Genomic DNA, 25,745 nt, shown 5'->3' on the forward strand with positions numbered 1-25,745 from the left:
TCGGGCCCCCTCGGCGGTCATCTGCTGCTGTCGGCGATGACCCGGCCCGCTGCGAGCTCGACCACGCGGTCCGCGGTTGCGATGACGCCGCTGTCGTGGCTGATGCAGACAACCGCAGCACCTCGGCCCGCCTCGGCGGAGAGCAGTCGCGACAGGGCTTCTGTGCTCTCCCTGTCCAGGCCGGCGTCGGGCTCGTCGAGCAGCAGGATCTCGGGGCGTTGAACGAGGGCCTGCGCCAGCAGAACGCGCTGGCGTTGACCGCCGGACAGGTCGGCGAACGGCCGACGCTCCCATCCTTCCAATCCGACCTCACCCAGTGCAGCGCTGATCGCGCCGCGTGCCGCCGAGCGTCGGACGCGCGTTCCCGCACGCCAGGTGCCAATGCGCACGACCTCGTCGACAGTCAGGGGGAGCCCGGCGAGTGCATCGATGCGTTGTGCCACGAGCGCAACACTTCCGCCGCGACGCACCGTTCCGGAGGTGGGCGTGTGCGTGCCGGCGATGATCTCCACCAGGGTCGACTTCCCGGAGCCGTTCGGTCCGCGCAGCACGGTGACCGTGCCGGCTTGCACGTCGAGCGTGACCTCTCGGATGACCTCCACGCCGTCGTAAGCGAAGCTCACTCGGTCGAGGGCAGCAGCCGTGCTGGGGGAGGGGGCGCGGTTCGGAAGCGTCATGATCTCATGTTAGCGTATTGAGAACGATTCTCATTATCAATACGAAAGCGGTGAGGCGTGGCCTGGTTGCTCGATCCCCTGTCCGCGCAGTTCCTGCAGCGGGCGCTCCTGGGCGGAGCGCTCGTGGCGGTGATCTGCGGTGTCGTCGGCACCTGGGTGGTGATTCGCGGGATGGCCTTTCTCGGTGAGGCGGTCGGTCACGGGATGCTGCCGGGCGTTGCGATCGCCACCGTCACTGGCGCGCCGGTTCTCCTGGGTGCCGCGCTCGCGGCCGCGGTCATGAGCGCCGCGGTGGGAGTGCTGCAGCGACGGGGACGCCTCTCCTACGACACGAGCATCGGCCTCCTGTTCGTGGGAATGCTGTCGCTCGGGGTGATCATCGTGTCGCACTCCCGCAGCTTCGCAACGGACGCGACCGCCCTCCTGTTCGGTGACATCCTGGCGGTGGGCAGCTCGGAACTGATCCCGCTGGTGGTCGCAACCGTCATGACCATCCTGCTCGCGGCGCGCTTTCACCGCTCGTTCGTGGTCGCCGCCTTCGATCGCCGCATCGCTCACGTGCTGGGACTGCGCCCCGCGCTGGCCCACGTTGTGCTCGTGGCCCTCGTGACGCTGGCCGTGGTCGCCTCCTTCCCCGTGGCGGGCTCGCTCCTGGTGGTCGGTCTGTTGCTCGCTCCCGCCGTGGCTGCACGTCCGTGGACGCGCTCGATCCCCAGCACGATGCTTCTCGCCTCGCTGTTCGGCACGTTCGCCGTGTTCCTCGGGCTGCTGATCTCATGGCATGCCGGAACCGCTGCGGGTGCCTCGATCGCGCTCACCGCCGTGGTGCTGGCTTTCGTCTCCGGCGGTGTGCGCGCGGGGGCACGGCGGCGTCGCCAGAGCCAGAGGGTCATACGCACGGAACCAGCGGTGCCGCTCCACGCGCGGATCGAGGTGATCGCATGATGCGTCGTGCGGTCGCTGCCCAGGGCCTGCTCGCCTTGGCAGTGCTGGTCGCCGCGTGTTCCTCTGCGGCGACACCGGCGGCGCCGTCCTCGAACGATGCGACAGCCACAGACCATGGCGTGATCGCCGGGGCGGTGGAGGTCGCAGAACCACCGCTGCAGCTGCTCACCGTGGACCACGCCGGCGCCGCAGGCATCCTCGACCTGCTCGACGGGAGCAGTTCGCGCATCGATGGAGTCGCCGCGCCGACGGCGCTGGCGACGGATGGCCGGTATGCGTTCATCTCCACGGCGGCAGGCGTGCAGATCGTGGACTCGGGTGTGTGGACATGGGACCACGGCGATCACTTCCACTACTACCGCGCCCCCGCGCGGGTCATCGGGACGGTCGCGGGTTCCGGCCCCGCTACCGTCGCGGCCGGTGCGCTGTCGACCGCAGGTTACACGGCGATCGTGTTCGCGGGTAGCGGCGAGGCCGTCTTGCTCGACAACGCCGCTCTTGCAGCGGGGCAGATCGTCGAGAGATTCCGCATCGACGTGGACGCACACGTTGTCGTGGCTCCTCTCGGTGACGGTGCGGCTATCGCCCGCGATGGACGGCTGTACACGGTCGACGCCGCAGGCGAGGTCCTCACTGCGGATTCCCCGTGCTCGGCGCCGTCGGGATCCATCACGACGCGCGCTGGGCTCGTGATCGGGTGTGCCGAGGGAGCGATGGTGATCGCGTCCGTCGACACAGCGCCAGAGGTCGTGCCGCTTCCGCCGGGCGCGCTCGCTCCGACCGACTTCGCGGGGCGGAAGGGGCGCCCGAGGGTGGCATCGATCGCGCCTGGAGCCGGATTCTGGATACTCGATGCCCGCGCGCGCACGTGGACACTGGTGCCGAGCTCCGTTCCTCTGGTGCGGGTGGTCGCCGCGGACGACGTGGACGAGCATGTCGTCGCTCTCGATACGGACGGGCGTGTGCGCGTGTTCCGCGGCACCTCTGAGAGTGCGGCCACAGAGCCGCTGACGGCAGACTCCGCGAATTCCTCACTCGTAGTCGATGGACAGCGTGCCTACCTCAACGACGCTGCATCCGGCATGGTGCACGAGATCGACTACGCCGACAGCGCGCGAATCGCGCGCACGCTGCAGACCCCGACCGCCCCTGCCTTCTTCACGGAGGTGGGACGATGAAGCGCCTCCTGATCGTGCTGACAGTCCTCGCCTTCCTTTCGACCGGATGCTCATCTGCGAAGAGCGATGCCCGCCCGCAGATCGTGGTGACCACGAACATCCTGGGTGATGTCGTTCGCAACCTGGTGGGCGAGCAGGCCGAGGTCGTCGTTCTGATGAAGCCGAACGCGGACCCCCACTCGTTCGAGATCTCTGCTCAGGAGGCGCGACTCCTCCATGACGCGCCGCTCGTGGTCTCCAACGGCCTGGGCTTGGAGGAGGGGCTGCAGCACAACCTCGACGAATCGATTGCTGCCGGTGCCGCCCAGTTCGTCGCGGGCGACGTCATCGACGTGCTGGCCTATGCCGGTGACGAGGGGCGAACCGGCGCGGATGATCCGCACTTCTGGACGGATCCGGCACGCATGATCGACGTCGTCGATGCTCTGGAACCGGTGCTGACCGCCACCGTAGGACTGCCCGAGGGGCCCATCGCCGACAACGTCTCGTCCTATCGCGATCAGCTCGTCGCGCTGGATGCGGAGATGACCGAGAAGTTTGCAGCGATCTCTACCGAGCGCCGCGCTCTGGTGACGAATCACCACGTCTTCGGCTATCTCGCGGATCGTTTCGACTTCCGCGTGGTGGGAACCATCATCCCCAGCGGGACGACCCTCGCCGCACCCAGCGCTGCAGACCTCCGCGAGCTGACGAGTGCGATCCACGGATCCGGCGTCCGCACGATCTTCGCCGAGTCCTCGCAGCCGGATCGTCTTGCTCAGGTCCTCGCATCGGAGGCCGGACTCGACATCGAGGTGCGCGAGCTCTTCACCGAGTCGCTCACCGAACCCGGCGGCGGTGCCGACACCTACCTCACGATGATGCGCGTCAACACCGACCGCATCGCCCAGGGCCTCACCCGCTGAGGCATGACAAGAAAGATAGAGATGCACACCACACACCCCACCGGCATCGCCGTGGCGGCGCTCGGAGCGGTCCTGCTGGCAGGACTCACCGCCTGCTCCGGCACGGCTGCGGCGGAATCCGCGACCTCGTCCTTGACGCCGGCGCCGGCGTCGACGACCGGGCACGACCACACGCACTCCGAGTCGGGGCGGGTCGTCGTCACCTTTCAGCACGGCATCGCGGTTCTCGATCCGCACACGCTGGAGACCGTCGCCGAGATCCCCACCGAGGAGTTCACCCGCGTCAATTCCTTCGGCGATGGACGGACGATCGCCGTCACCACGAGCGCAGGATTCCGCTTCCTCGACACGGTGGACGGTGTGCTCGCCGATCCGCTCGTGCCGGCGACCGCCGCCGGACACGTGGTCGTGCACGACGGCAAGACCGTGCTGTTCGACGACGGCAGCGGCACCACCACCGTGTTCGACACGGCGGCGTTCGCCCCGGGCTACGACTCCCTGCCCGCGTCGGCCAGGTACACCGCCCCAGCCGCCCACCACGGCGTCTCCATTGTGCTCTCCGATGGCACACTGCTCACCACCGTGGGCGATGAGAGCGGGCGAAGCGGCGCTGTTGCGCTCACCGCCGAGGGGGACCGGTGGGTCCAGACCGCTCTCAACGATCAGTGCCCCGGCATCCACGGCGAGGGCACGGCTCAGCAGGAAACGGTCGTGTTCGGTTGCGAGAACGGCGCGCTGCTCTACTCGGACGGCGAATTCGACAAGCTGGCGGCACCGGACGTGTACGGCCGTATGGGCAACGCCTTCGTCTCCGACACCAGCCCGATCGTGGTCGGTGATTACAAGAGCGATCCCGATGCGGAGGGCTACCTGCTCGACGCCGTCACGCTGATCGACACCGCGACACACGATCTCCGAGTCGTGGACCTGCCGGCAAACGTGCGCTACACCTTCCGGGACGTCGCGCGGGGACCCGGTGATCTCGCCTACATCCTCAGCACCGACGGCCAGATCCACGTCCTGGACCCCGTCAGCGGCGAGATCCTGCGCTCTTACCCCGTTGTGGCGCCCTGGGAGGGGCCGGCCCAGTGGCAGGACCCGCACCCCGCGATCACGGTGGACGGCGAGATCGCCTACGTCACCGAGCCCGCGACTCGGGCCGTCCACGCCGTCAACCTCACCACCGGTGAGAAGATCGCGACCACCACGCTCGATCACGCGCCCAACGAGCTGGCAGTCGCCGCCGGCTGACTGCGGCGGAGACCCGTCGACCCTGTGCGCACGCAGGTGCATCGCACAGGCGATCGGCGGGTTTCCGCGTGGTACCGCCGGGTAGGGTGAGAATCGTGACAGCGTCTGCGATCCCCTCCCCACCCGCGTCCGACCTCTACGCCGCGGATCTCCTCCTGGCTCTGCGGCTCGCGGATGCCGCGGATCGTGTCGCCATGTCGCGATTCGATTCGGCCGATCTGGACGTGCAGGCCAAACCCGACGCCACGTTCGTCACCGACGCCGACATCGCCACGGAGCGAGCCATCCGGGAGATCCTGGACACGGAGCGTCCCCGTGACGGTGTGCTGGGCGAGGAGTTCGGCACCAGCGGCACCTCATCGCGCCAGTGGATCATCGATCCGATCGACGGCACCCACAACTACCTCAAGGGCATTCCGATGTGGGGCGTGCTCATCGCGCTTGCGGTGGACGGCGTGCCGCAGGTCGGCGTGGTGAGCCAGCCGGCCCTCGGACGACGCTGGTGGGCCGCCACCGGACAGGGCGCCTGGACCGCGACGGCGGAGGGAGATCGCCGGATCCACGTATCTGACGTCGACGACATCGCCCGCGCCAGCATCAGCTTCCAGAGCATCGCGCAGTGGGACGAAGTCGGTCGCGCCGACGATCTGCTGCGTCTGACCCGCGCCGTCTGGCGCGATCGCGGGTACGGCGACGTGTGGCCCTACATGCTGCTCGCCGAAGGACGACTCGAATTCGTCGCCGAGTTCGACGTCAAGGAGTACGACATCGCAGCCATCGTCCCGATCGTTCGCGAGGCGGGCGGCCGTGTGACCGACATCGACGGCGTCGATTCGATCTCGTCGCGTTCGGTGCTCGCCACCAATGGCGTGCTGCACGAGGCGTTCTCCAGGTTCCTCGGAAGCGCGGATTGATGAGGGAGCGGCTCCTGCGCGGCGGTGCGCTGCTGCTCGCGATCGGGGTGCTCGCCGGCTGCTCGCCCGCGGCGCCCGAGGGTGATACTCCGGTGGCGCCACCCGCGACGGGGGAACCCAGCACGCCGGACCCGGAGAGCAGCGAGACGGCGACGGAGCCGGTCGAGCTCACCTGCGAGTCGATGATCTCCGCAGGTCTCGTCTCCGGTTACACCGCACAAGGCTGGACCGCCGTCAGCAATCCGCTCTACATCGGCTCCACGCTGATCCCCGACGGGATGTCGTGCACCTGGGGCAACCACGCGGGGGAGGGCAACGACATCGCGCAGGTGTTCGGATACGGCACCCTGACGCCGGAGCTGGCCGCGCAGGCCCAGGCCGACCTCGCGGCGCAGGGGTGGACCACAGAAGAGGATCCCGCTGGTGTCGTGGTCACCGAGCCGCGGGAGGGCGCTCTCATCAAGGACGCCGACGGATACGGCATGAGCTATCTCTTCGGCGATGGCTGGGTCCGCCTCGCCGACACGCGCGAGTCCCTGATCCTGGTGGTCTGGCCGCGCTGATCTGCGGGGTCGTCTCCGTGCGGTCGGTCTCAGCCGTGCAGCCGCGCACTACGCCAGCGTGAAGCTGCATGCAGCAGCAGTCCGGCCAGGATGGCGGCGCTGAGCGCCGGGACCGTTGCCGTCAGCCCGACGGCGGCGGTCGCCAGTACGGGGCCGAGCGTCCAGATGACGCGGTTGGCGGCGGCCATATCGCCGAACGGGGTGACGATGGGCGCGAGCATCGCGACGGGAAGCGGCGGTTTGCGGGCATCGGCCACCCGCGCGGCGAGCGCGGCCGTGCCGATCAGCACGACGCACACGACGGCTGCAGCCGGCACCACGCCGAGGACGACGAGGACCGTCGCGCCGATGATGGCGGTCAGCCAGACCGCCGCGGGGGCGACCAGGTGCAGTCCCAGGAGGGTGAGGGGTGACACACCGTAGAGCGCCGGGGCGTCGGAAGCCTCCGCGGCCAGCCGGACCCCATCGGTGAACGGACCTGCTGCGGCATAGACGATCACCGCTCCCGGAACCGCGAGCCAGGCCGTGCCCGGGGCCGAAAGCGCGAACACCCCGAGAACTCCGGCGCCCAGGAGCCCGACGATGGCGACCACCAGCCGGCCCGGCGTGCGGGTCCAGCCCACCGCGTCGCGTCGGAGGAACACCAGCGGCAGTGCTCCGCGGCCGGAGACAGGGCCTACGGCACGGCGCCCTCTGCCGGTGTGGGGCACGCTGCGCGTCGCATCGGCGACGGCGGCGGTATCCAGCAGCACGGCGCCGTCGATGGCGCTCTCCCGACGCTGCGCCGTGCTCACGAGGGCCGACGAACGCAGGGAGTTCAGCAGCAGGGGAATGGCCCCGACGGACACGACGGCGGCGATTACGGCCATGAGCACCGAGACGGCCCGGACATCGTCACTCAGCGAAGCGAGCGGGGGCGTCGGCAGCACGCCCACGGCGAGTGAGAGCGCGATCAGCGCCGCACCCACCAGCGGCGCCGGGTGCGGGAAGCGCTGACCCACGAGCGTGAGGGTGCCTGCCACCATGCCGAGGCCGAACCCGAAGACCGACCACTCGATGGCTGTGGCCGACGCAAGTGTGCCCACGGTGACGAGCGGCCAGGCCCAGGCAGCCAACACCCCACCCAGCACGGCTCCTCCGATGGCACAGGCACGCAGCATCGGGCCGCCGAACGCACGGACACGGGAGAGCGGGGAATCCGCGAGGATCGCGGTGAGCAGCGGTGTTCGTGCGGCGGGGCCCGCTGCGGCGCCGAGCACCAGCGCGATCCCCCCTGCCAGCAGACAGAGAGCAGGCAGCGCGCTCACCGGGGCCGCGGCGAGCATCGGCACGACAACCGGGTCGACGAGGAGCATCCACACTGCGCGGATGAGGGGCGCGGCCACGACCAGCAGAACCAGGACACCGAGGTACCCGGCGTAGAGGTGGTCGCCGAAGCTCCTCTCCCGGGTGCGCGCCCGGCGCAGGACCGCTCGCAGGCTCGGGGTGCTCATCGCGCCGATCCGTCCGCACACCGCACGTCTCGTCTCCGGTTCATGCTGCGATCCGCACGACCCGGTCAGCAGCCCGCTCGACGTCGTCATCATGGCTGGCGATCAGGAACGTCGTGCCCGCCCGTCGGCGCTCGTCGATGTTGGCGATGAGGCGGTGCCGTCTCTCGTCGTCCAAGCGCTGTTCGGGCTCGTCGAGGATGACGAGCTCGGCGGGCCGGATCCAGGTCGCCGCGAGGTGGAACAGCCGGCGCTGGCCGCTGGAGAGCTCGTGCGGGAACCGTGCGGCGAGTTCCTCGATTCCCCAGCGAGCGATCTCCCGGTCGGCGGCGGCGTCGGCCTCGGCGACGCCCCAGGTGAGCGCGATGAGTGCCAGCTGTTCCCGGATCGTGAGATCACGTGCGGTGGGCGGCGGGTCCAGAAGCGCCGCGACGCGCGTACGGAACCGTCGTGATCGATCGTCCGGGTGATCCTGAGCGACGTGTACCGTTCCGTCGGTGGGTCGACGGCGGCCGGCCACCAGAGAGAGCAGCGTGGTCTTGCCGGAGCCGTTGCGTCCCCGGAGCACGCAGACCGTGCCCCTCGCAACGTCGAGGTCTGTGGGGGGAAGGAGAGTGATCCCGTCCAGGATCACGGTGGCCTGCTCCGCGGTGATCATGTTCCCATGCTGTCATCGGACGGGGGCGAGGGCAGCCGTCGGCGCGGTGCGGCGTGGTTCTGGAACGCCGATGCCCCTGGCCTGCGCAGGCCAGGGGCATCGGGATCTCAGCTGGCGTCGCCGATCGCGACCGCCTCCACCTCTTCGACCGCGTCGGCACCGCGCATGTCGACGCGAGCGAGCCGAGAGCGCCCGAACACCAGCACCAGCGCGGCGATGATCACCACGACCCCGGCGAACACGTAGGGGAGCCAGTCTCCGGCGAGCCCGGCGAGAGCGGCGGCCAGCGGGGGAGCGACGGCGCCGCCCAGGAAGCGCACACCGGAGTACGACGACGATGCGACGGCGCGGGGCAGGTCGGTCGCCTCCATGACGGCCTCTGTGAGCGTCGTGTTGACGACGCCCAGCAGCAGGCCGCCCACAACGATCACCACGATGAGACCCACGGAATTGTGGATCGTGAAGGCTCCCGCCGCCAGATCGATCGCCAGCAGCAGGAAGGTCGCGATCAGTACCGTGGTGCGCCGGAATCGCTCAAGCAGGCGCGGGGCGAGCCACACGCTGGTGATGGCGAGCGCCAGGCCCCAACCGAAGAACACATATCCCATCTGCATCGTCTCAATCCCCAGTGCGCTCAGCACCAGGGGTGAGAACGCCAGCAGGATGAAGAAGCCCATGTTGTAGAACAGTGCGGCGACGGCGAGCAGGCCCAGCGCGGGCTGGGCGAGAGCGCGGAACGGTGCGCTGATGCTCACCGGCTGGGGCTTCTCGACCTCACCTCGCAACATGGTGATGATCGCGATGAAGGCCACCGCCATCAGGATCGCCACTCCGGCGAACGGACCGCGCCATCCGTAGAGGTGCCCGAGCAGCCCGCCGAGCAGCGGACCGATCGCGATGCCGACGCCCAGCGCGGCCTCGTACAGGATGATGGCCGCTTCGCTGCCGCCCGCGGCAGCACCCACGATCGTGGCGAGTGCTGTCGAGATGAACAGCGCGTTGCCGAGACCCCATCCCGCGCGGAAGCCGATGACGAGATCCACGGTCCCGCTCAGCGAGCACGCCAGGGCGAACACCACGATCACGGCCAGGCCGATCAGCAGGGTCTTCTTGGCCCCGATGCGGCTGGACACCCAGGAGCTGAAGAACATGACCACGCCGGTGACGGCGAGGTAACTGGTGAAGAGCAACTCGGTCTGCACCGGGGTGGCGTGCAGGTCGGTGGCGATCGAGTTCAGGATCGGGTCGACCAGGCCGATTCCCATGAACGCGACGACCGAGGCGAATGCGACGGCCCAGACGGTCATGGGCTGTTTGAGGAGGGACTGCTGATGGGCAGTACTCATCGATGGGACTCCTGTGATGATGCGATGCGGGAGGCGAGGATCTCGGAGGCGCGGCGAAGCGTCTCCCAGTCCTCGTCGGGGAGATCGGCGAAGAACGGGCTGAGCGCCTCACCGAGTTGCGTCTGCCAAGCGTCGAGCGCATGGCGCCCGTCGGTGGTGACGGAGATGAGGTGCGCGCGGGAATCGGACGGATCCTCTTCGCGGGCCAGTAGACCCGCCTCGGTCATCGCGGCGACCAGCCGGGTCATACCCGGCTGCGTCACGCGGCTGAGGCGGGCCAGTTCGCCGATGCGCTGCGGGCCTTCGCTGATCAGGATGGCGAGCGTGCGCCACTGCGCTGCAGGGGTCTCGTTCTTCGTCGTCACGGCGGCGATGCGCCCGAGAGCAGTGGCCGCTGTGACGATGCGGACGATGTCCTGCGTGTTCTTCATCCGGAAAGCATACCAGAGGTATATACCTTAGGTATGTGTTACGGATGAGAACGAGTCGCGAGAATGCCGGTGAGCTGGTGGGCGTGTGACAGCAGCGCACGCCCGAGCATCGGCAGGCGGTCGGGGCCGAACCGGAACTGAACACCCGTGAGGCTCAGCGCCCAGGCCGGCCTGCCGTCAGAATCGAACACGGCGGCACCGATCCCGTAACTGCCCTCCACGATCAGGCCCGGGTTCAGGGCGTATCCGCGGTCGCGAGTCTCCGCGATGCGTGAGCGCAGCTGCGGCGTGCCGTGCGCGGGTCCGTACCGCACGCGCAGATCGCCCGCGGAAGCGAGATAGGCCTCGCACTCGTCAGCGGGGAGGAAGGCGAGGATGGCGAGTCCGGCCGATGCCACACCGAGAGGGAAGCGTACCCCTTCACTCAGCACGAAGCTGCGGATCGGGAAGGCGCCGTCCTCGCGCACGAGGCAGACGCTCTCGTCTCCGCGTCGCACGGAGAGGAACGCGCTCTCCTCGGTGCGCGTTGCGAGCGATCGCACGACGTCGCGCGCCAGGGCCGGCACCGAGTATCGCGTCGCAGCGACCGTGCCCATGAGGTAGAGCTCGGGGCCGGCCAGCCATGCCCCGCTCTGTTCGTGCCGATCCACGAGGCCCTCGGCCTGAAGCGCGGACAGCAGGCGATGGGCGGTGGAGCGAGTCAGGTCGGCGGCGTGCGCCAGCTCTTGGACTCCCGCACCGGTCTCACCGGCAGCCGTGACCAGGCGAAGGAGGTGGGCCGCGCGGGCGACGGCCTGCGTTCCCGGGACGGCCGTGCTCACCCGTCGCGTCTCTCGCTGTGTGCTCATAATGTGGACATTAACGTCCACATCGACCACATGACAGTCTGGTCCCTTTCGTCGGGATCATCTGCGGAGCACCCTGGAGAGGCGCGCGAACGCGGCGGGAGCGAGGAGGCTCGGTGATCGACAAGCAGGTGGCATCGGCCGCGGGGGCGGTGGCGGACATCAGGGACGGCGCGAGCATCGCGGTCGGCGGGTTCGGACTCTCCGGCAACCCGATCGCCCTGATTCAGGCGCTGCTGCAGCAGGGGACATCCCAGCTGAGCGTCGTCTCCAACAACTGCGGCGTTGACGACTGGGGTCTGGGGGTGCTGCTGAATGCACGCCGAATTCGTAAGATGACCTCCTCCTACGTCGGTGAGAACAAGGAGTTCGAGCGTCAGTTCCTCGCCGGCGAGCTGGAGCTGGAGCTGACCCCGCAGGGCACGCTCGCGGAGAAGCTCCGCGCGGGCGGTGCGGGGATCGCGGCGTTTTTCACGCAGACCGGAGTGGGAACGCAGGTGTCGGAGGGCGGGTTGCCGCGGCGATACAACCCGGACGGGAGCATCGCGGTCGCATCGCCTCAGAAAGAGGTGCGGGTCTTCGCGCCCGACGGCATAGAGCGGGAGTACGTGCTGGAGGAGGCGATCACCACGGACTTCGCCCTGGTCCACGCGCTGATCGGCGACCGCCACGGCAACCTCGTGTTCCATGAGTCGGCACGCAATTTCAATCCGCTCGCGGCCATGGCCGGTCGTGTCTGCATCGCGCAGGTTGAGAGGCTGGTCGAGCCGGGGGAGATCGATCCCGACGCGGTGCACCTCCCGGGCATCTACGTCCATCGCGTGCTCGAGGTGGGATCGGACATCGAGAAGCGCATCGAGCGACGCACCGTTCGTGAGGGGAACTGACATGGCTCTCACCCGTGAGGAGATGGCGGCGCGCGCCGCACAGGAGCTGACGGACGGCTCCTACGTGAACCTGGGCATCGGGCTGCCCACCCTGGTTCCGAACTACGTGCCCAGCGATGTCACCGTCGTCCTGCAGTCGGAGAACGGCATCCTCGGCGTCGGCCCGTACCCGAGTGCAGAGGCGGTGGACCCTGACCTGATCAACGCCGGCAAGGAGACGGTCACGGTCCTCGCTGGAGCCAGCTTCTTCGATTCCGCCCTGAGCTTCGGGATGATCCGCGGCGGCAAGATCGATGCAGCCATCCTCGGAGCGATGCAGGTGTCGGCCGCCGGGGATCTGGCGAACTGGATGATCCCGGGCAAGATGGTCAAGGGTCCGGGAGGTGCCATGGATCTCGTGCACGGCGCCGCGCGGGTGATCGTGCTGATGGAGCACGTCGCCAAGGACGGCACGCCCAAGATCGTGGATTCCTGCACACTGCCGTTGACGGGGCGCGGGGTCGTGGATCGCATCATCACCGATCTCGCCGTGATCGATGTCATCGAGGACGGTCTCGTGCTCGTGGAGCTCGCGCCCGGGGTGTCCGTCGACCAGGTCGTCTCGACCACCCAGCCTGCGCTCATCGTCCCTGAATCCCTGTCCGTTGAGAATCCGTGAGGATGGAATCATGAACCCCACCGATGTCGTCATCGTCGCCGCCGCACGCACGCCGCAGGGCCGCCTCAAGGGTCAGCTCGCGTCCTTCACCGCCCCGCAGCTGGGAGCGCTCGCGATCCGTGGCGCACTGGAGAAGGGCGGGATCGCGGCCGAGGCCGTCGACGCGGTGGTCATGGGGCAGGTGCTTCCCGCCGGTTCCGGCCAGAACGCCGCGCGTCAGGCGGCCGTCGGTGCGGGTCTCGGGTGGAACGTCCACTCGTCCTCCGTGAACAAGGTGTGCCTGTCCGGCCTCACCGCCGTGATCGATGCCGCGCGGATGATCCGCTCGGGTGACGCGACAGTGGTGGTGGCCGGTGGCATGGAGTCGATGACTCGCGCGCCGCACCTGCTGATGGGCTCGCGCGACGGGTGGCAGTACGGCAGCGTCGAGGTGCTCGATCACATGGCGTTCGACGGTCTCACCGACGCCTATGACCGGGAGAGCATGGGGCTGTCCACCGAGCGCCACAACCCGCGCTTCGGCGTCGATCGGGACGCACAGGATCGCGTCGCGATGCTGTCGCACCAGCGCGCGGCCGCCGCAGCGGAATCCGGTGTTCTCGCCGACGAACTCGTCACGGTCGAAGTACCGCAGCGCAAGGGCGACCCGGTCCTGGTGACCACCGATGAGGGCGTCCGCCCGGCGACCACGATGGAGACACTGCGGGGACTTCGCCCGGCCTTCAGCGCCGATGGTCAGATCACGGCGGGCAACTCCTCGCCGATCTCGGACGGAGCGGCGGCTCTCGTTCTCACCTCACGCGAGCACGCGGCGGCGCAGGGATGGCCGATCCTGGCGGTGGTCGGCGCGAGCGGCCAGACGGCGGGACCCGACAACTCGCTGCAGCGCCAGCCGGCCGATGCCATTGCGAAGGCGATGTCCAAGCAGGGGATCACCGCGGAGGATGTCGACCTGTTCGAGATCAACGAGGCGTTCGGAGCTGTGGTCGCCGCGTCACAGCGCGCCCTCGGCGTCGACGAGGACCGTGTCAACATCCACGGCGGCGGGATCGCGATCGGTCACCCGATCGGTGCCAGCGGGGCTCGCCTCGTCGTGCATCTCGCTCATGAACTCGCACGGCGCGGGTCGGGGACCGGCGCCGTGGGCCTGTGCGGAGGCGGGGGACAGGGTGAGGCGCTCATCCTCACGCGCTGAGGCTGCCTAAGCTGAGGGCATGGTGCAGATCCGCGCGGTGTCCCTCCTCGATGAGCCGGTGTGGCGTGAGCTGTGGGCGGGGTACCTCTCGTTCTACGAGACGGAGATCGACGAGGCCACGACCGCCTCGACCTTCGCGCGCGTGGTGGACGGGCGCCAGATCAACGGTGCCCTCGCGTGGGAGGGGGACACGGCCGTCGGCCTCGTCCACTGGCTCACGCATCCCGCTACCTGGTCGATGCGTCCGTACTGCTACCTGGAAGACCTGTTCGTCTCTCCCGCGGCGCGCGGGGACGGAGTGGGGACAGCGCTGATCGAGCATGTGACGACGTGGGCGCGCTCGAACGCCTGCCACAAGGTCTACTGGCTCACCGCCGCGGGGAACTCCACCGCGCGGTCGCTGTACGACCGGGTGGCACGAGACACCGGATTCGTGCAGTACGCGATATCACTCTGAGCCTCGTTCCACACCGCGGGACAGCGGTGGTGGGGGCTGATCGGCGGTGAGACGCTGCTCTTCTGGGGAGCAGATGTGCGCTGTACCGGGGTGTGCGTGGCGTGCGCGGCGTGCCGTGTGCGGTGCGGGGTGATTCGTCTGGAACGTGCCGTGCACTGCGTGGGGCATGCGGGGTGCGCTGTGCAGCGGTGCGCGGGGTGGGGATGATCCCGGCCTCCGTGGGGCGGTGAAACGACACCGCCACGTGCGGGGTGCGGTGAAACGACACCGCCACGTGCGGGTGCGGTGAAACGACACCGCCACGTGCGGGTGCGGTGAAACGACACAGCGCCGCATGCTGGGCGCAGAAGATCTATCCACAGAGCCGCAGGTGTCGAACATAAGAACGACAGGCAGTGTCAGAATTGGGCCATGACATTAGCACCAATGAACGGCGAGGCCCGGGCAAACGGCTTTGCTTCGCGCTCCTCGAACCGGACGGAGCTTCCGCCTTCGCGCGGTTCTGCGGGGCGGGTGCTCGGCCCGGCAATGGCGACGCCGGAGGTGTTGAACTCATACATCGATGCGGTGGCCGCGGTGACGCGTTCCCGTGCCGCCACCGAGGCCATGGAAGCGGCCCTGCTCGCGGATCTCGTAGCGCTGTCGGGGGCCTCGGGGGAGTCTTCACACAGTGACCTCGGTCTGCGCTCACTTGCGGCAGAGGTCGGAGCGGTGATTCACATCAGCGATCGCACCGTTCAACGCCGGATGTCCGACGCGTATCGACTGGTGCGGGAGTTCCCCGCGGTGCACGCAGCGGTGTCCACGGGAGAGATCCTGATGGCTCACGCGCACGTGGTCGTCAACGCGGGTGCGCCGATCACCGCGGGCCCGGCGCGGGAGGCGTTCATCGAGCGGGCGTTGACGCTCGCCCGTGTCGAGTCGCCCAACCGATTGCGGGCGATGCTGGCCAGCGTTGCGGAGGAGGTGCAGCAAATCGGCATCACGGAACGCCACCGCATCGCGAACACGTCGCGAGCCGTGTGGATCACGGATGACGTGGACGGCATGTCCACGCTTCACGCGTACCTTCCGTCGGTCCTTGCGCACGGGGTGAAGGACCGGCTGGACCAGATGGCGCACGCTCTTCGCGGCCAGCGCGGCGATCGCCCTCGAGGGTTTCGGCCGGCCGCCCAGGACCCTCGACGCTGTGCGAATGGCGCGAACTGTTCGGATAGTGCGAGGGCTGTCAGCGTCAGGGACGGCGCAACCAGGGCGAACGGCACCCGCACTGTTCACGGTGCGAACGGCGCAGCGGGCGATGTCGAACGTGCACAAGCCTCCCGGACGACGGCGAATGTCGTGGCTGGCGAGGGCGCAGCAGCGGATCCTGAGCAATCGCCGTACAAGGACACGCGCACCGTCGACCAGATGCGCGCGGACCTCCTCGCGGATCTGCTCCTGACCAGTGCACCGACCAGTGTGGACACGGCTGTCGGAGCGATACGTGCGACCGTGGCGGTGATGGTCCCCGCACTCACTCTCATGGGAATCACGCACACCGGCGCAGAGCTTGACGGCGTGGTGCCGATCGACGCGGACACGGCTCGCCAGCTCGCCGGCGGAGCCGTCGGCTGGGACCGACTGCTCACCGATCCAATCCACGGCGCTGTCCTCGCCACTGATCGCTATCGCCCGACGGCGGAGATGAAGCGATTCCTCACCCACAGTCATCAGCACTGCAGACACCCCGGATGCCGGGTCCCCGTGAGGCGTACGGATCTCGACCACAACCACGAGTGGGCGAGCGGCGGAAAGACGGACGTCGCGAACCTCGCTCCGCTCTGTCGTCGCCACCACACGTTGAAGACCAGCGCTGGCTGGAGCATCACGCCGCTCGCGGGTGGAGACCTCGAGTTCGTGAGTGCACTGGGCCGATCTCATCTGGAGATGCTCACGCCAAGGAACGTCGGCTTTGTGCCCACCGGCCCTGCAACCGACGAGCGATCCGCGGACTCCAACACGGGCGATCGCTATCGACTTCTGCACGATCACGGGGATCCCGAGCCGCCGTGGTAGTCGGCCCAGAGCCGGTCTCGTTCCGCCCGGCTCCGGCCTTGAGTGTCGCGAGCTTGTGCTCGTCGGCGTGGTCTGCTGACCTGCACGGGATCAGCGCTCCCAACTCTCCAGGCGGATGCGGGGGCTCCCCGGCGCGGCGACGCAAGCCCGGTAATCACAGACGGGTTGCGCGGTCCCTGGCACGGAGACGCCGGCCCGGCGCATCGCAGACGCCGGCGTGCGGCGAGAGGGCGTGCGTCAGGGCGTGGAGGAGAGGGCGAGCGGGGGAGGGCGTGCGGGAGAGAGCGTGCGGGAGAGGGCCTGCGGGAGAGGGCCTGCGGGAGAGAGCGTGCGGGAGAGAGCGTGCAGGAGAGGGCCTGCGGAGGAGGACGTGCACGAGAGGGCCTGCAGGAGAGAGTCTCCAGGAGAGGGCGTGCACGAGAGAGCGCGCAGGAGAGGGCGTGCGGGAGATAGCTGGTCCCGGGACCAAGCTCAGCGGAAGCGCTTGAGCTGGCGGCGCTCCTCCTTGGAGGGCTCCGGGTGGGCGACGATGTCGCCACGCGACTCGCGCCGGACCTCGACGATGGTTCCGATGGCCAGGGCCAGAGTCAGGCCCCAGGACAGCCAGGCGACAACGGTGCGCCACGTGAACTGCTCCTCGCGTGTGCCGCGCAGCAGCGAGTAGCCGCTGGTGATCGCTCCGATGATCCCCGTGCCGAACAGATACTTGCGCATGGCACAAACCTATCGGCTTGACGGGGAGAACGGGCTGGGTTCGTGCTGCGTGCGGCCCCGAATTCGTATGTGACGATGTGTATGCATAGCACACGCCACACCGCTGCGCTACCCGCCCGCACATCCACCAAACCTTCCGTCTCGCGCACTAGCCTGGGTGAGCCCACGCATCCGAGACCAACAGTCAGGAGGACCGCGTGCCCAAGCCGGAGCTCGTCGTCGTCGCCAACCGTCTGCCCGTCGATCGCATCGTCGAACCTGACGGATCCACGCATTGGCGAACCTCGCCCGGAGGGCTCGTCGCGGCTCTGGAACCGGTGATGAAGACCGTCAACGGCGCATGGGTCGGCTGGCCGGGTCGCGCCGATCTCGACCTTGAGCCCTTCGACGCCGATGGCATCCGACTGCTTCCCGTCTCGCTGAGCGAGGACGAGGTGGCCGACTACTACGAGGGCATGTCGAACGACACCTTCTGGCCGCTCTACCACGACGTCATCGCCTCGCCGCGCTACCGTCGCGTGTGGTGGGACGCCTACGTGCGCGTGAATCGCCGCTTCGCAACCCGCGCGGCGGACGCCGTGGCACCCGGCGGCACCGTGTGGGTGCACGACTACCAGCTGCAGCTGGTTCCGCAGATGGTACGGGAGCTGCGTCCCGATGTGACAATCGGGTACTTCCACCACATCCCGTTCCCGGCGAGCGGCATCTACATGCAGCTGCCCTGGCGGGTCCCGGTGCTGCGCGGGTTGCTCGGCGCCGATGTCATCGGATTCCAGCGGCACAGCGATGCCCGCAACTTCCAGACCACCGCGCACCGTCTGCTGCACGTCGAGTCCCGGGCGTCCCACATCACGGTGCCGACGGAGAACGGCGGCACGCGGACGGTGCTCGCCAAGGCGTTCCCGATCTCGATCGACACGGCCAGCTACGCCGAGCTCGCCCACCGCCCGTCCGTGGTCGCGCGAGCACAGGAGATCCGCGAGAGCGTGGGAAATCCCCGCTGCATCCTGCTGGGCGTTGACCGCCTGGACTACACGAAGGGCATCCGGCACCGGCTGAAGGCCTTCGGCGAGCTCCTGGGCGATGAGCGGCTGAGCGTCGCCGACGCGACCCTCATCACGGTCGCGAGTCCGTCGCGCGAGGGCGTGGACGCGTATGCCGAACTGCGTGACGAGATCGAGCTGACGGTCGGACGTATCAACGGCACCTACGACACGCTCGATCACACCGCCATCCGCTACCTCCACCACTCCTATCCGAAGGAGGAGATGGCCGCGCTCTACCTCGCCGCTGACGTTCTGCTGGTGACCGCCCTGCGCGACGGCATGAACCTCGTCGCAAAGGAGTACGTGGCGGTGCGCGACGACGACCGGGGGGTTCTCGTATTGAGCGAGTTCGCGGGAGCAGCCGACGAGCTCTCCAGCGCTCTGCTGGTCAACCCGCACGACATTGACGGGTTGAAGGACGCCATCATGGCGGCGGTGAACATGCCTGCGGACGAGCAACGGCGTCGCATGCGCTCGATGCGACGCAAGGTCATCAAGCACGATGTGCAGGCGTGGTCCGCGGCATTCCTCTCCGCCATGGAGAAGGTCCGAGCGGGGGCGCCGGCATGACGCCCCGGATCATCGAGGAAGTCCGCTCGATCGCCACCACGGAGACCCTCCTGGTGGCCCTCGATTTCGACGGGACGGTGTCCGAGCTCGCCGACGACCCGATGTCGGTGCGGGCTATCCCGGAGGCGACGGCCGTTCTGGACGCCTTGAGCCGGATGGACGATACGTACGTGGCGTTCGTGTCGGGACGCTCGCTGCGGGACCTTCAGATCATCACCGAGCGTCCGCCGGTCTCGCCGATCCTCCTCGCCGGCTCCCACGGCGCGGAGTACCTCCTTCCGGCGGCGCTCGCGGAGGGGGAGCAGGAGCCTCTCGAAGAGCCCGCGGATGCGGCACAGCTGCGTGAACGAGCCATTGATGCGATCGCCGACCTGGCGGGTGTGCGCATCGAGGACAAGAGCGCGGGCTTTGCGCTGCACACCAGACTCGCCGCGCCCGCCGTCGCGCACGAGGCCGGCCGGCGCATCGACGCGCTGATGGCGGATGCGGGCTGGCGTCGTCGCGACGGACACGACGTGATCGAATACGCCTGGCGCGACGAGGGTAAGGATGACGCCGTCGCCCACCTGCGGGAGCTCACCGGAGCAACCGCAGTGCTGTTCGCGGGCGACGACGTCACCGACGAGGACGCCCTGCGTTCGCTGGGACCAGACGATCTCGGAATCCGTGTGGGCGACGGGGAGACCTCGGCGCGGCTGAGTGTGTCGGACCCGACGGAGCTGGCTGTGGTCCTCAATGTGATCGCGTCGATCCGCGCGCATCGGGAGGTGTGACACCGGCTTCCGGGTTTTGCTGGGTCGAGGCGATGTCGGGGTCCGTGTGGGCGACGGGGGACCTCGGCGCGGCTGAGCCTGACTGCCCGGGGCGTCATGCCGGATGCACTTCAGCCTTCGTTCACGCGCGCTCGTGTCACAGGTGGCGCTGCGCGGCGGGTGCCGGGCCGTAGACTCTCCGTATGCCCGCCGCATCGCCCTCGGACGCACCCCGTGCGTCCGCTCGATGCGTGCCGTGGGGGCGCGGTGTCGGGCAGCAGGCGAATCATGTATTACGCTTGATGCACGCTCACCCCGATGTCGGCACAACCGGACCCGGGGACGAGCGCAGAGCACTCGATCAGGCGACTCTCTTTCCCCTGTTCGTGCGCGATGGTGATCTGAATCGGGTCGATATCGCGGCTCCCTCCCCGGATTCACTCGTCGGGGGAGACGAGCTGGGCTCCGGTGAGTCTCACCGGACGCCGAAATATCCGCGCTCCACCCGACGCGTACAGGCCACGTCCTCCGGCCCGCCGCTGACTCCGCTCAGCCGCCGCTGCTGACGGCCTCACACTCTTCTCATCCGCACACGACACACAAGGAATGCACCATGTCCGACGCCTCCGCCTCGGCCGTTCCCCGGCCGCCAGCTCGCACCGCCACAGCGCCCGTGCTCACGGGAGCTGAAGCTGTCGTCCGCACTCTCGAGCTTCTCGGCGTCACGGACGTCTTCGGTCTTCCGGGTGGCGCCATCCTCCCCGTCTACGACCCGCTGATGGACACCACGAAGATCCGCCACATCCTCGTGCGTCACGAGCAGGGTGGCGGACACGCGGCTGAGGGCTACGCCTCCGCATCCGGCAAGACCGGTGTGACGATCGCGACCTCCGGCCCCGGCGCCACCAACCTCGTCACCGCCATCGCAGATGCCTACATGGACTCCGTGCCGATGCTTGCCATCACCGGTCAGGTGTTCTCCACGCTGATGGGAACCGACGCGTTCCAGGAAGCGGACATCGTGGGAATCACGATGCCGATCACCAAGCACTCCTTCCTGGTGACGCGTGCCGAGGACATCCCGGGCGCCATCTCGGCGGCCTACGAGATCGCGTCCACCGGTCGTCCCGGCCCCGTACTCGTGGACATCACCAAGGACGCGCAGCAGACCGAGGCACCGTTCATCTGGCCGCCCAAGGTGGACCTTCCCGGCTACCGCCCGGTGACCAAGGCACACGGCAAGCAGATCCAGGCGGCGGCGCAGCTGCTGACCGAGGCACGCAAGCCCGTGCTGTACGTGGGCGGCGGTGTGATCCGTGCGCACGCGTCCGAAGAGCTTCGCACCCTCGCGGAGTCGACCGGCGCCCCGGTCGTCACCACGCTGATGGCTCGTGGGGCATTCCCCGACTCGCACCCGCAGCACCTCGGCATGCCGGGTATGCATGGAACGGTTCCCGCGGTGCTCGCGCTCCAGGAATCCGACCTCATCGTCGCCCTGGGCGCCCGTTTCGACGATCGCGTCACCGGTAAGGCCGAGCTGTTCGCCCCGCACGCGCAGATCGTGCACGTCGACATCGACCCGGCCGAGATCGGGAAGATCCGAGCGGCGGACGTGCCGATCGTGGGAGACGTGCGCGACGTGCTCATCGACCTGGACGCGGCCTTCCGCGGTCAGGCAGGCGGGACGAAGCCCGACACCGAGGAATGGTGGAGCTACCTCGATGGCCTCCGCGCCGAGTTCCCGCTGGGCTTCGCTCCCACGAGCGACGGTCTGCTGTCGCCGCAGTACGTGATCCAGCGCATCGGTGAGCTCTCCGGGCCTGAAGCGGTGTACACGGCAGGTGTCGGTCAGCACCAGATGTGGGCCGCGCAGTTCATCAAGTACGAGCGACCGAACTCATGGCTGAACTCGGGCGGTGCCGGCACCATGGGCTACTCCGTTCCGGCCGCCATGGGCGCGAAGGTCGCCGAGCCCGACCGCGTCGTGTGGGCCATCGACGGTGACGGATGCTTCCAGATGACCAATCAGGAGCTCGCCACCTGCATGATCAACGAGATCCCGATCAAGGTCGCGGTGATCAACAACTCCTCACTGGGCATGGTCAAGCAGTGGCAGACGCTGTTCTACGAGGGCCGCTACTCCAACACCGAGCTGAACACGGGACATGCGAGCATCCGTGTGCCCGACTTCGTCAAGCTGGGCGAGGCGTACGGTGCTCTCGCGATCCGCGTGGAGAAGGAGGAGGAGGTCGACGCCGCGATCAAGCTCGCGCTGGAGACCAACGACCGTCCCGTGGTGATCGACTTCGTCGTCTCCAAGGACGCCATGGTGTGGCCGATGGTCCCGCAGGGTGTATCCAACAGCTTCATCCAGTACGCACGCGAAAACGCGCCTGCCTTCGACGAGGAGATCTGATCATGTCGAATCACGCGCTGAACGTCACCCAGTACGCGGGCGGGAACGCGCCTGCTTTCGAATACACGCGCGAGAACGCGCCCGCTTTCGACGAGGAGATCTGATCATGTCGAGCCATGTGCTGAGCCTCCTGGTCGAGGACAAGCCCGGTCTGCTGACCCGTGTCGCGGGACTATTCGCCCGTCGCGGGTTCAACATCCAGTCCCTCGCCGTGGGCGTGACCGAGGTGCCGGGGCTGTCCCGCATCACCGTGGTGGTCGATGTCGAGAGCCAGCCTCTCGAGCAGGTGACCAAGCAGCTGAACAAGCTGGTCAACGTCATCAAGATCGTCGAGCTGGAACAGTCGGCATCCGTGCAGCGCGAGCACATGCTCGTGAAGGTGCGCGCCGACAACAGCACCCGCTCGAACGTGCTCGAGGTGGTCAACCTCTTCCGGGCCCAGGTGGTGGACTATGCCCCCGACGCCGTGGTCGTCGAGGTGACCGGCGACTCGGGCAAGGTGGACGCCTTCCTCCGCGCGATCGAGCCGTTCGGCATCAAGGAGCTCGCCCAGTCGGGCCTGCTCGCCATCGGCCGCGGCGGCAAGAGCATCACCGAGCGCGTGCTGCGCGGCTGACCTGCCGCCGGGCGTGCCACAGAACTTCCATCAGAACGTGAATCACGAACAAGGAGAATGCAAGAAGTGACTGAGATCTTCTACGACGCAGACGCAGACCTGTCGATCATCCAGGGCAAGAAGGTCGCGATCGTCGGCTACGGCTCGCAGGGCCACGCCCACGCGCAGAACCTGCGTGACTCGGGTGTCGAGGTCGTCATCGCCCTCAAGGACGGCTCGAAGTCGACCCAGAAGGCACAAGACGAGGGCTTCGAGGTCAAGAACGTCGCCGACGCGACCGCGTGGGCCGACCTCATCATGATCCTCGCGCCGGACCAGCACCAGCGCGGCATCTACGCCGACTCGATCCAGCCGAACCTCTCGGCAGGCAAGACGCTGGCCTTCGCTCACGGCTTCAACGTGCGCTTCGGCTACATCGACGCTCCGCAGGATGTCGACGTCATCCTCATCGCTCCGAAGGCTCCGGGCCACACCGTGCGCCGTGAGTTCGTCGCCGGCCGCGGTATCCCGGACATCATCGCCGTCGAGAACGACGCCTCCGGCAACGCCTGGGCAACCGCGCTCTCCTACGCCAAGGCCATCGGCGGCACCCGTGCCGGTGTCATCAAGACCACCTTCACCGAGGAGACCGAGACGGACCTCTTCGGCGAGCAGGCGGTGCTCTGCGGTGGTATGAGCCACCTGGTGCAGGCCGGCTTCGAGACGCTGACCGAGGCGGGCTACCAGCCGCAGATCGCGTACTTCGAGGTGCTGCACGAGCTGAAGCTCATCGTCGACCTGATGTGGGAGGGCGGCATCGCCAAGCAGCGCTGGTCGATCTCCGACACCGCCGAGTTCGGCGACTACGTCTCGGGCCCGCGCGTCGTCGACGCCAACGTCAAGGCACACATGAAGGACATCCTCACGGACATCCAGACCGGTGCCTTCGCCAAGCGCTTCATCGACGACCAGGACGCCGGCGCACCGGAGTTCCTCGCGCTTCGCGCCAAGGAGCAGGAGCACCCCATCGAGGCCACCGGCAAGGAGCTTCGCGCTCTGTTCGCCTGGACCAAGACGGACGACGACTACACCGAGGGTGACGCCGCGCGCTGATCCTCTCTCGAAGGCGGGGCCGGTTTCCGGCTCCGCCTTCGGCGTATCCGCCACTCGGTTTCATCGCGCGCACAGTGCTCGAAAACCGCGTGAATTGGAGCGTTCTGCGCGCGATGAAACCGATCAGAGCAGGACGTCGAGCTGGAAGGCGCGGCTGTCGCGGCGCAACAGGGTCGAAAGCTCGCGCAGGCCGTCCGCCACCGAGCCATCCGTGAGCTCCGCGAGCCGATGAATGCTGGCGGCCGCCTCCGCGGGGGTGTGCCAGATCGGATTGGGGCCGAGCAGCTCGGCCAGCTGTTCAGGATCGCCGCCGAAGTCCTCGGGGATGTCGCGATCGTCGGCGAATGAGCTCAGCCAGCGCACATCGTGCTCGTCGGCGACCGCGTCGATCTCGTCCAGGCGATCGATGAGGAGCTCGCCGTGTTCCAGGGCGGAGGTCTCGCCGTCCTCCCAGCGGATGATGAGTTCCAGAGACATGTCTCCAGTGTTGCAGGCGTGTGTCCCCGGCGCGAGGGGGTTCCAAGCACCACACCTCGGATCAATTCGCGCATTTGCGGCCCGGACTGAGCTATACGGTGGTCATACATCCGATGTCTGTGGCAGGATGGGATGAATCTGATCTGGAGGCGACGATGCGGCAGCAGTGGTTTGATGAGGCGCGATTCGGAATGTTCGTGCACTTCGGGCTCTATAGCGGGGCGGCCCGGCACGAGTGGGTGCAAAACTACGAACGTCTCACCGACGAGGACTACCGCCAGTACTTCGAGAACTTCGATCCCGATCGATTCGACGCGCGCGAGATCGCCCGCCGTGCCAAGGCGACGGGGATGGGCTATGTCGTGCTCACCACCAAGCACCATGACGGTTTTGCGCTGTGGGACTCACGGCTGACCGACTTCACGAGCATGGTGGCCTGCGGGCGCGATCTCGTGCGGGAGTACGTGGACGCCTTGCGGGCGGAGGGTCTGCGGGTGGGCCTGTACCACTCGGTCATCGACTGGCATCACCCCGACTTCACCGTGGACTGGAATCACCCGCGCCGCGATGATGAGAACGCACACGCGCTGAACGAGGGCCGAGACATGGCACGGTACCGGGAGTTTCTGCACGGCCAGGTGCGGGAACTCCTCACCGGATACGGCGACATCGACTACCTCTTCTTCGACTTCACTTATCCCGAGAGCCAGCAGGGCTGGGCGGGCAAGGGGCCGGAGGACTGGGACGCGGAGAAGCTGCTGGCGATGTGCCGCGAGCTCCAGCCGGCGATGCTGGTCAACGACCGACTGGGCATCCCGGCGGACTTCGTCACTCCGGAGCAGTATCAGCCGACGGCGCCCATCGTCGCCGCTGACGGGAGCGCGCAGGTGTGGGAGGCGTGCCAGACGCTGAACGGCTCGTGGGGGTACCACCGCGACAACACCGACCAGAAGTCGGCCACGCTCCTCGTCCAGATGCTCGCCGACTCGGTGTCGATGGATGGCAACATGCTGCTCAACACGGGGCCCGACGGGCGCGGGGCCATCCCGCCGCGCGACGTGGCCACGCTGTCGGCGATCGGGGAGTGGATGTCGCTGCACCGCGACGCGATCGTCGGGGCGGGCCACGCGGACTTCACGCCGCCGCGCGAGGGCGTGTACACGCGCCGCGGCGATCGGCTCTACCTGCACCTGTTCTCCTGGCCGCTGGGCTTCGTGCACCTGCCGGAGCTGGCGGGGAAGGTCACCTACGCCCGGCTGCTGAACGACGGCTCGTGGCTGAAGACCTCGCAGACCGATCCCGACCAGGTCGCGGGGCTGATGACGCCGGCCGGTGAGGCCGAGGGCACGCTCACGGTCCATCTTCCCGTGCGGCGGCCCGATGTGCTCGTCCCGGTGATCGAGTTGCGTCTCGCCGACGGGATCTGACCAGCGGGCATCCGGTGATCGTGCCGGGTCTCGCCGGCGGGGTTTAGCCGGTGGGAGCCCGGCGCTGCCGTGGGTGCGGGACTGGCCGTTCGGTGGGTTCGTCCTGGTGAGTGTGCTGGGGTGCGTCGGCGGGGTTCTTCAGCAGGTGTCCGGCGCTGCCGTGGGTGCGGGATTGGA

Annotated in this window: 25 protein-coding genes; 17 read left to right on the forward strand and 8 right to left on the reverse strand. The window is 68.2% G+C overall.

The window, feature by feature from the left end:
* Positions 1–17 precede the first annotated feature (17 nt).
* Positions 18–677 carry a metal ABC transporter ATP-binding protein gene (locus tag LQ566_RS01375; protein ID WP_231089768.1) on the reverse strand — a complete coding sequence of 220 codons (660 nt, stop codon included), beginning with the start codon at positions 675–677 and terminating at the stop codon, positions 18–20.
* A 57-nt stretch (positions 678–734) separates the two neighbouring features.
* Here LQ566_RS01375 and aztB point away from each other — a divergent pair, with 57 nt between their 5' ends.
* From aztB to LQ566_RS01405, 6 genes are all read left to right on the forward strand, one after another.
* A complete protein-coding gene (aztB, locus tag LQ566_RS01380; protein ID WP_231089769.1) occupies positions 735–1,622 on the forward strand; it encodes a zinc ABC transporter permease AztB in 888 nt (295 codons plus the stop codon).
* Positions 1,619–2,800 carry an ABC transporter gene (locus LQ566_RS01385; RefSeq protein WP_231089770.1) on the forward strand — a complete coding sequence of 394 codons (1,182 nt, stop codon included), beginning with the start codon at positions 1,619–1,621 and terminating at the stop codon, positions 2,798–2,800. The genes aztB and LQ566_RS01385 overlap by 4 nt, the downstream gene beginning before the upstream one ends.
* The gene (gene aztC, locus LQ566_RS01390; protein WP_231089771.1) at positions 2,797–3,705 is read left to right on the forward strand and encodes a zinc ABC transporter substrate-binding protein AztC; all 909 of its coding nucleotides are present in this window, start codon (positions 2,797–2,799) and stop codon (positions 3,703–3,705) included. The genes LQ566_RS01385 and aztC overlap by 4 nt, the downstream gene beginning before the upstream one ends.
* Positions 3,706–3,726: 21 nt before the next feature.
* Positions 3,727–4,956: a zinc metallochaperone AztD gene (aztD, locus tag LQ566_RS01395; RefSeq protein ID WP_231089772.1), complete on the forward strand. Its 1,230-nt coding sequence runs from the start codon at positions 3,727–3,729 to the stop codon at positions 4,954–4,956.
* 110 nt (positions 4,957–5,066) lie between these two features.
* Positions 5,067–5,870, forward strand: coding sequence for an inositol monophosphatase family protein (locus LQ566_RS01400; RefSeq protein ID WP_372459786.1), 804 nt, complete (start codon positions 5,067–5,069; stop codon positions 5,868–5,870).
* Positions 5,870–6,433 (forward strand): hypothetical protein, encoded by a 564-nt coding sequence (locus LQ566_RS01405; protein WP_231089774.1) that lies wholly within the window; start codon positions 5,870–5,872, stop codon positions 6,431–6,433. The genes LQ566_RS01400 and LQ566_RS01405 overlap by 1 nt, the downstream gene beginning before the upstream one ends.
* A 29-nt stretch (positions 6,434–6,462) precedes the next feature.
* Here the strand turns inward: LQ566_RS01405 and LQ566_RS01410 are convergent, their stop codons facing one another.
* From LQ566_RS01410 to LQ566_RS01430, 5 genes are all read right to left on the reverse strand, one after another.
* Entirely contained in the window at positions 6,463–7,926 is a 1,464-nt protein-coding gene (locus tag LQ566_RS01410) for a hypothetical protein (RefSeq protein ID WP_231089775.1), read from the reverse strand.
* 40 nt (positions 7,927–7,966) lie between these two features.
* Entirely contained in the window at positions 7,967–8,581 is a 615-nt protein-coding gene (locus LQ566_RS01415) for an ABC transporter ATP-binding protein (RefSeq protein ID WP_231089776.1), read from the reverse strand.
* Between the two features lie 107 nt (positions 8,582–8,688).
* Positions 8,689–9,927: an MFS transporter gene (locus LQ566_RS01420; protein ID WP_231089777.1), complete on the reverse strand. Its 1,239-nt coding sequence runs from the start codon at positions 9,925–9,927 to the stop codon at positions 8,689–8,691.
* Positions 9,924–10,358 (reverse strand): MarR family winged helix-turn-helix transcriptional regulator, encoded by a 435-nt coding sequence (locus tag LQ566_RS01425; RefSeq protein ID WP_231089778.1) that lies wholly within the window; start codon positions 10,356–10,358, stop codon positions 9,924–9,926. The genes LQ566_RS01420 and LQ566_RS01425 overlap by 4 nt, the downstream gene beginning before the upstream one ends.
* 38 nt (positions 10,359–10,396) lie before the next feature.
* On the reverse strand, positions 10,397–11,206 hold the full coding sequence (locus LQ566_RS01430) for an IclR family transcriptional regulator (RefSeq protein WP_231089779.1): 810 nt from the start codon (positions 11,204–11,206) through the stop codon (positions 10,397–10,399).
* A gap of 113 nt (positions 11,207–11,319) precedes the next feature.
* Between LQ566_RS01430 and LQ566_RS01435 the strand changes: the two genes are divergently transcribed.
* The 5 genes from LQ566_RS01435 to LQ566_RS01455 all read left to right on the forward strand — a co-directional run bounded on the left by LQ566_RS01435 (position 11,320) and on the right by LQ566_RS01455 (position 16,458).
* Positions 11,320–12,090: a CoA transferase subunit A gene (locus LQ566_RS01435; protein WP_231089780.1), complete on the forward strand. Its 771-nt coding sequence runs from the start codon at positions 11,320–11,322 to the stop codon at positions 12,088–12,090.
* Position 12,091: 1 nt separating this feature from the next.
* Complete coding sequence (locus tag LQ566_RS01440; RefSeq protein WP_231089781.1) at positions 12,092–12,748, forward strand: 3-oxoacid CoA-transferase subunit B; 657 nt, start codon at positions 12,092–12,094, stop codon at positions 12,746–12,748.
* Positions 12,749–12,758: 10 nt separating this feature from the next.
* The gene (locus tag LQ566_RS01445; RefSeq protein ID WP_231089782.1) at positions 12,759–13,943 is read left to right on the forward strand and encodes an acetyl-CoA C-acetyltransferase; all 1,185 of its coding nucleotides are present in this window, start codon (positions 12,759–12,761) and stop codon (positions 13,941–13,943) included.
* Between the two features lie 19 nt (positions 13,944–13,962).
* Positions 13,963–14,400, forward strand: coding sequence for a GNAT family N-acetyltransferase (locus LQ566_RS01450; protein WP_231089783.1), 438 nt, complete (start codon positions 13,963–13,965; stop codon positions 14,398–14,400).
* A 411-nt stretch (positions 14,401–14,811) separates the two neighbouring features.
* Positions 14,812–16,458, forward strand: a complete 1,647-nt coding sequence (locus LQ566_RS01455) for an HNH endonuclease signature motif containing protein (RefSeq protein WP_231089784.1) — start codon at positions 14,812–14,814, stop codon at positions 16,456–16,458.
* 471 nt (positions 16,459–16,929) lie between these two features.
* Here the strand turns inward: LQ566_RS01455 and LQ566_RS01460 are convergent, their stop codons facing one another.
* On the reverse strand, positions 16,930–17,172 hold the full coding sequence (locus tag LQ566_RS01460; protein WP_231089785.1) for a hypothetical protein: 243 nt from the start codon (positions 17,170–17,172) through the stop codon (positions 16,930–16,932).
* Positions 17,173–17,369: 197 nt separating this feature from the next.
* Between LQ566_RS01460 and LQ566_RS01465 the strand changes: the two genes are divergently transcribed.
* The 5 genes from LQ566_RS01465 to ilvC all read left to right on the forward strand — a co-directional run bounded on the left by LQ566_RS01465 (position 17,370) and on the right by ilvC (position 23,664).
* On the forward strand, positions 17,370–18,788 hold the full coding sequence (locus tag LQ566_RS01465) for an alpha,alpha-trehalose-phosphate synthase (UDP-forming) (RefSeq protein WP_231089786.1): 1,419 nt from the start codon (positions 17,370–17,372) through the stop codon (positions 18,786–18,788).
* On the forward strand, positions 18,785–19,561 hold the full coding sequence (gene otsB / locus LQ566_RS01470; protein ID WP_231089787.1) for a trehalose-phosphatase: 777 nt from the start codon (positions 18,785–18,787) through the stop codon (positions 19,559–19,561). The genes LQ566_RS01465 and otsB overlap by 4 nt, the downstream gene beginning before the upstream one ends.
* Positions 19,562–20,153: 592 nt before the next feature.
* Positions 20,154–21,956, forward strand: a complete 1,803-nt coding sequence (locus LQ566_RS01475; RefSeq protein WP_231089788.1) for an acetolactate synthase large subunit — start codon at positions 20,154–20,156, stop codon at positions 21,954–21,956.
* Between the two features lie 106 nt (positions 21,957–22,062).
* Positions 22,063–22,572: an acetolactate synthase small subunit gene (ilvN, locus tag LQ566_RS01480; RefSeq protein ID WP_231089789.1), complete on the forward strand. Its 510-nt coding sequence runs from the start codon at positions 22,063–22,065 to the stop codon at positions 22,570–22,572.
* Positions 22,573–22,638: 66 nt separating this feature from the next.
* Positions 22,639–23,664 (forward strand): ketol-acid reductoisomerase, encoded by a 1,026-nt coding sequence (ilvC, locus tag LQ566_RS01485; protein ID WP_231089790.1) that lies wholly within the window; start codon positions 22,639–22,641, stop codon positions 23,662–23,664.
* A 123-nt stretch (positions 23,665–23,787) separates the two neighbouring features.
* Here ilvC and LQ566_RS01490 read toward each other — a convergent pair whose 3' ends face one another.
* Positions 23,788–24,141, reverse strand: a complete 354-nt coding sequence (locus LQ566_RS01490) for a hypothetical protein (protein ID WP_231089791.1) — start codon at positions 24,139–24,141, stop codon at positions 23,788–23,790.
* 113 nt (positions 24,142–24,254) lie between these two features.
* Here LQ566_RS01490 and LQ566_RS01495 point away from each other — a divergent pair, with 113 nt between their 5' ends.
* Positions 24,255–25,568, forward strand: coding sequence for an alpha-L-fucosidase (locus LQ566_RS01495; protein WP_269142770.1), 1,314 nt, complete (start codon positions 24,255–24,257; stop codon positions 25,566–25,568).
* Positions 25,569–25,745 lie beyond the last annotated feature (177 nt).

Source organism: Microbacterium nymphoidis, assembly GCF_021044885.1.
GTDB lineage: Bacteria > Actinomycetota > Actinomycetes > Actinomycetales > Microbacteriaceae > Microbacterium > Microbacterium nymphoidis.

What these genes read in the sequence shown, in the direction of transcription:
- LQ566_RS01430 (WP_231089779.1), bottom strand. Translation starts at nt 11,206, where the DNA reads ATGAGCACACAGCGAGAGACGCGACGGGTGAGCACGGCCGTCCCGGGA.
- LQ566_RS01425 (WP_231089778.1), bottom strand. Translation starts at nt 10,358, where the DNA reads ATGAAGAACACGCAGGACATCGTCCGCATCGTCACAGCGGCCACTGCT.
- ilvN (WP_231089789.1), top strand. Translation starts at nt 22,063, where the DNA reads ATGTCGAGCCATGTGCTGAGCCTCCTGGTCGAGGACAAGCCCGGTCTG.
- LQ566_RS01385 (WP_231089770.1), top strand. Translation starts at nt 1,619, where the DNA reads ATGATGCGTCGTGCGGTCGCTGCCCAGGGCCTGCTCGCCTTGGCAGTG.
- LQ566_RS01455 (WP_231089784.1), top strand. Translation starts at nt 14,812, where the DNA reads ATGACATTAGCACCAATGAACGGCGAGGCCCGGGCAAACGGCTTTGCT.
- LQ566_RS01475 (WP_231089788.1), top strand. Translation starts at nt 20,154, where the DNA reads ATGTCCGACGCCTCCGCCTCGGCCGTTCCCCGGCCGCCAGCTCGCACC.
- LQ566_RS01410 (WP_231089775.1), bottom strand. Translation starts at nt 7,926, where the DNA reads ATGAGCACCCCGAGCCTGCGAGCGGTCCTGCGCCGGGCGCGCACCCGG.
- LQ566_RS01495 (WP_269142770.1), top strand. Translation starts at nt 24,255, where the DNA reads ATGTCTGTGGCAGGATGGGATGAATCTGATCTGGAGGCGACGATGCGG.
- LQ566_RS01440 (WP_231089781.1), top strand. Translation starts at nt 12,092, where the DNA reads ATGGCTCTCACCCGTGAGGAGATGGCGGCGCGCGCCGCACAGGAGCTG.
- LQ566_RS01490 (WP_231089791.1), bottom strand. Translation starts at nt 24,141, where the DNA reads ATGTCTCTGGAACTCATCATCCGCTGGGAGGACGGCGAGACCTCCGCC.
- LQ566_RS01460 (WP_231089785.1), bottom strand. Translation starts at nt 17,172, where the DNA reads ATGCGCAAGTATCTGTTCGGCACGGGGATCATCGGAGCGATCACCAGC.
- LQ566_RS01420 (WP_231089777.1), bottom strand. Translation starts at nt 9,927, where the DNA reads ATGAGTACTGCCCATCAGCAGTCCCTCCTCAAACAGCCCATGACCGTC.
- LQ566_RS01375 (WP_231089768.1), bottom strand. Translation starts at nt 677, where the DNA reads ATGACGCTTCCGAACCGCGCCCCCTCCCCCAGCACGGCTGCTGCCCTC.
- otsB (WP_231089787.1), top strand. Translation starts at nt 18,785, where the DNA reads ATGACGCCCCGGATCATCGAGGAAGTCCGCTCGATCGCCACCACGGAG.
- LQ566_RS01405 (WP_231089774.1), top strand. Translation starts at nt 5,870, where the DNA reads ATGAGGGAGCGGCTCCTGCGCGGCGGTGCGCTGCTGCTCGCGATCGGG.
- aztC (WP_231089771.1), top strand. Translation starts at nt 2,797, where the DNA reads ATGAAGCGCCTCCTGATCGTGCTGACAGTCCTCGCCTTCCTTTCGACC.
- LQ566_RS01450 (WP_231089783.1), top strand. Translation starts at nt 13,963, where the DNA reads ATGGTGCAGATCCGCGCGGTGTCCCTCCTCGATGAGCCGGTGTGGCGT.
- aztD (WP_231089772.1), top strand. Translation starts at nt 3,727, where the DNA reads ATGCACACCACACACCCCACCGGCATCGCCGTGGCGGCGCTCGGAGCG.
- LQ566_RS01445 (WP_231089782.1), top strand. Translation starts at nt 12,759, where the DNA reads ATGAACCCCACCGATGTCGTCATCGTCGCCGCCGCACGCACGCCGCAG.
- LQ566_RS01415 (WP_231089776.1), bottom strand. Translation starts at nt 8,581, where the DNA reads ATGATCACCGCGGAGCAGGCCACCGTGATCCTGGACGGGATCACTCTC.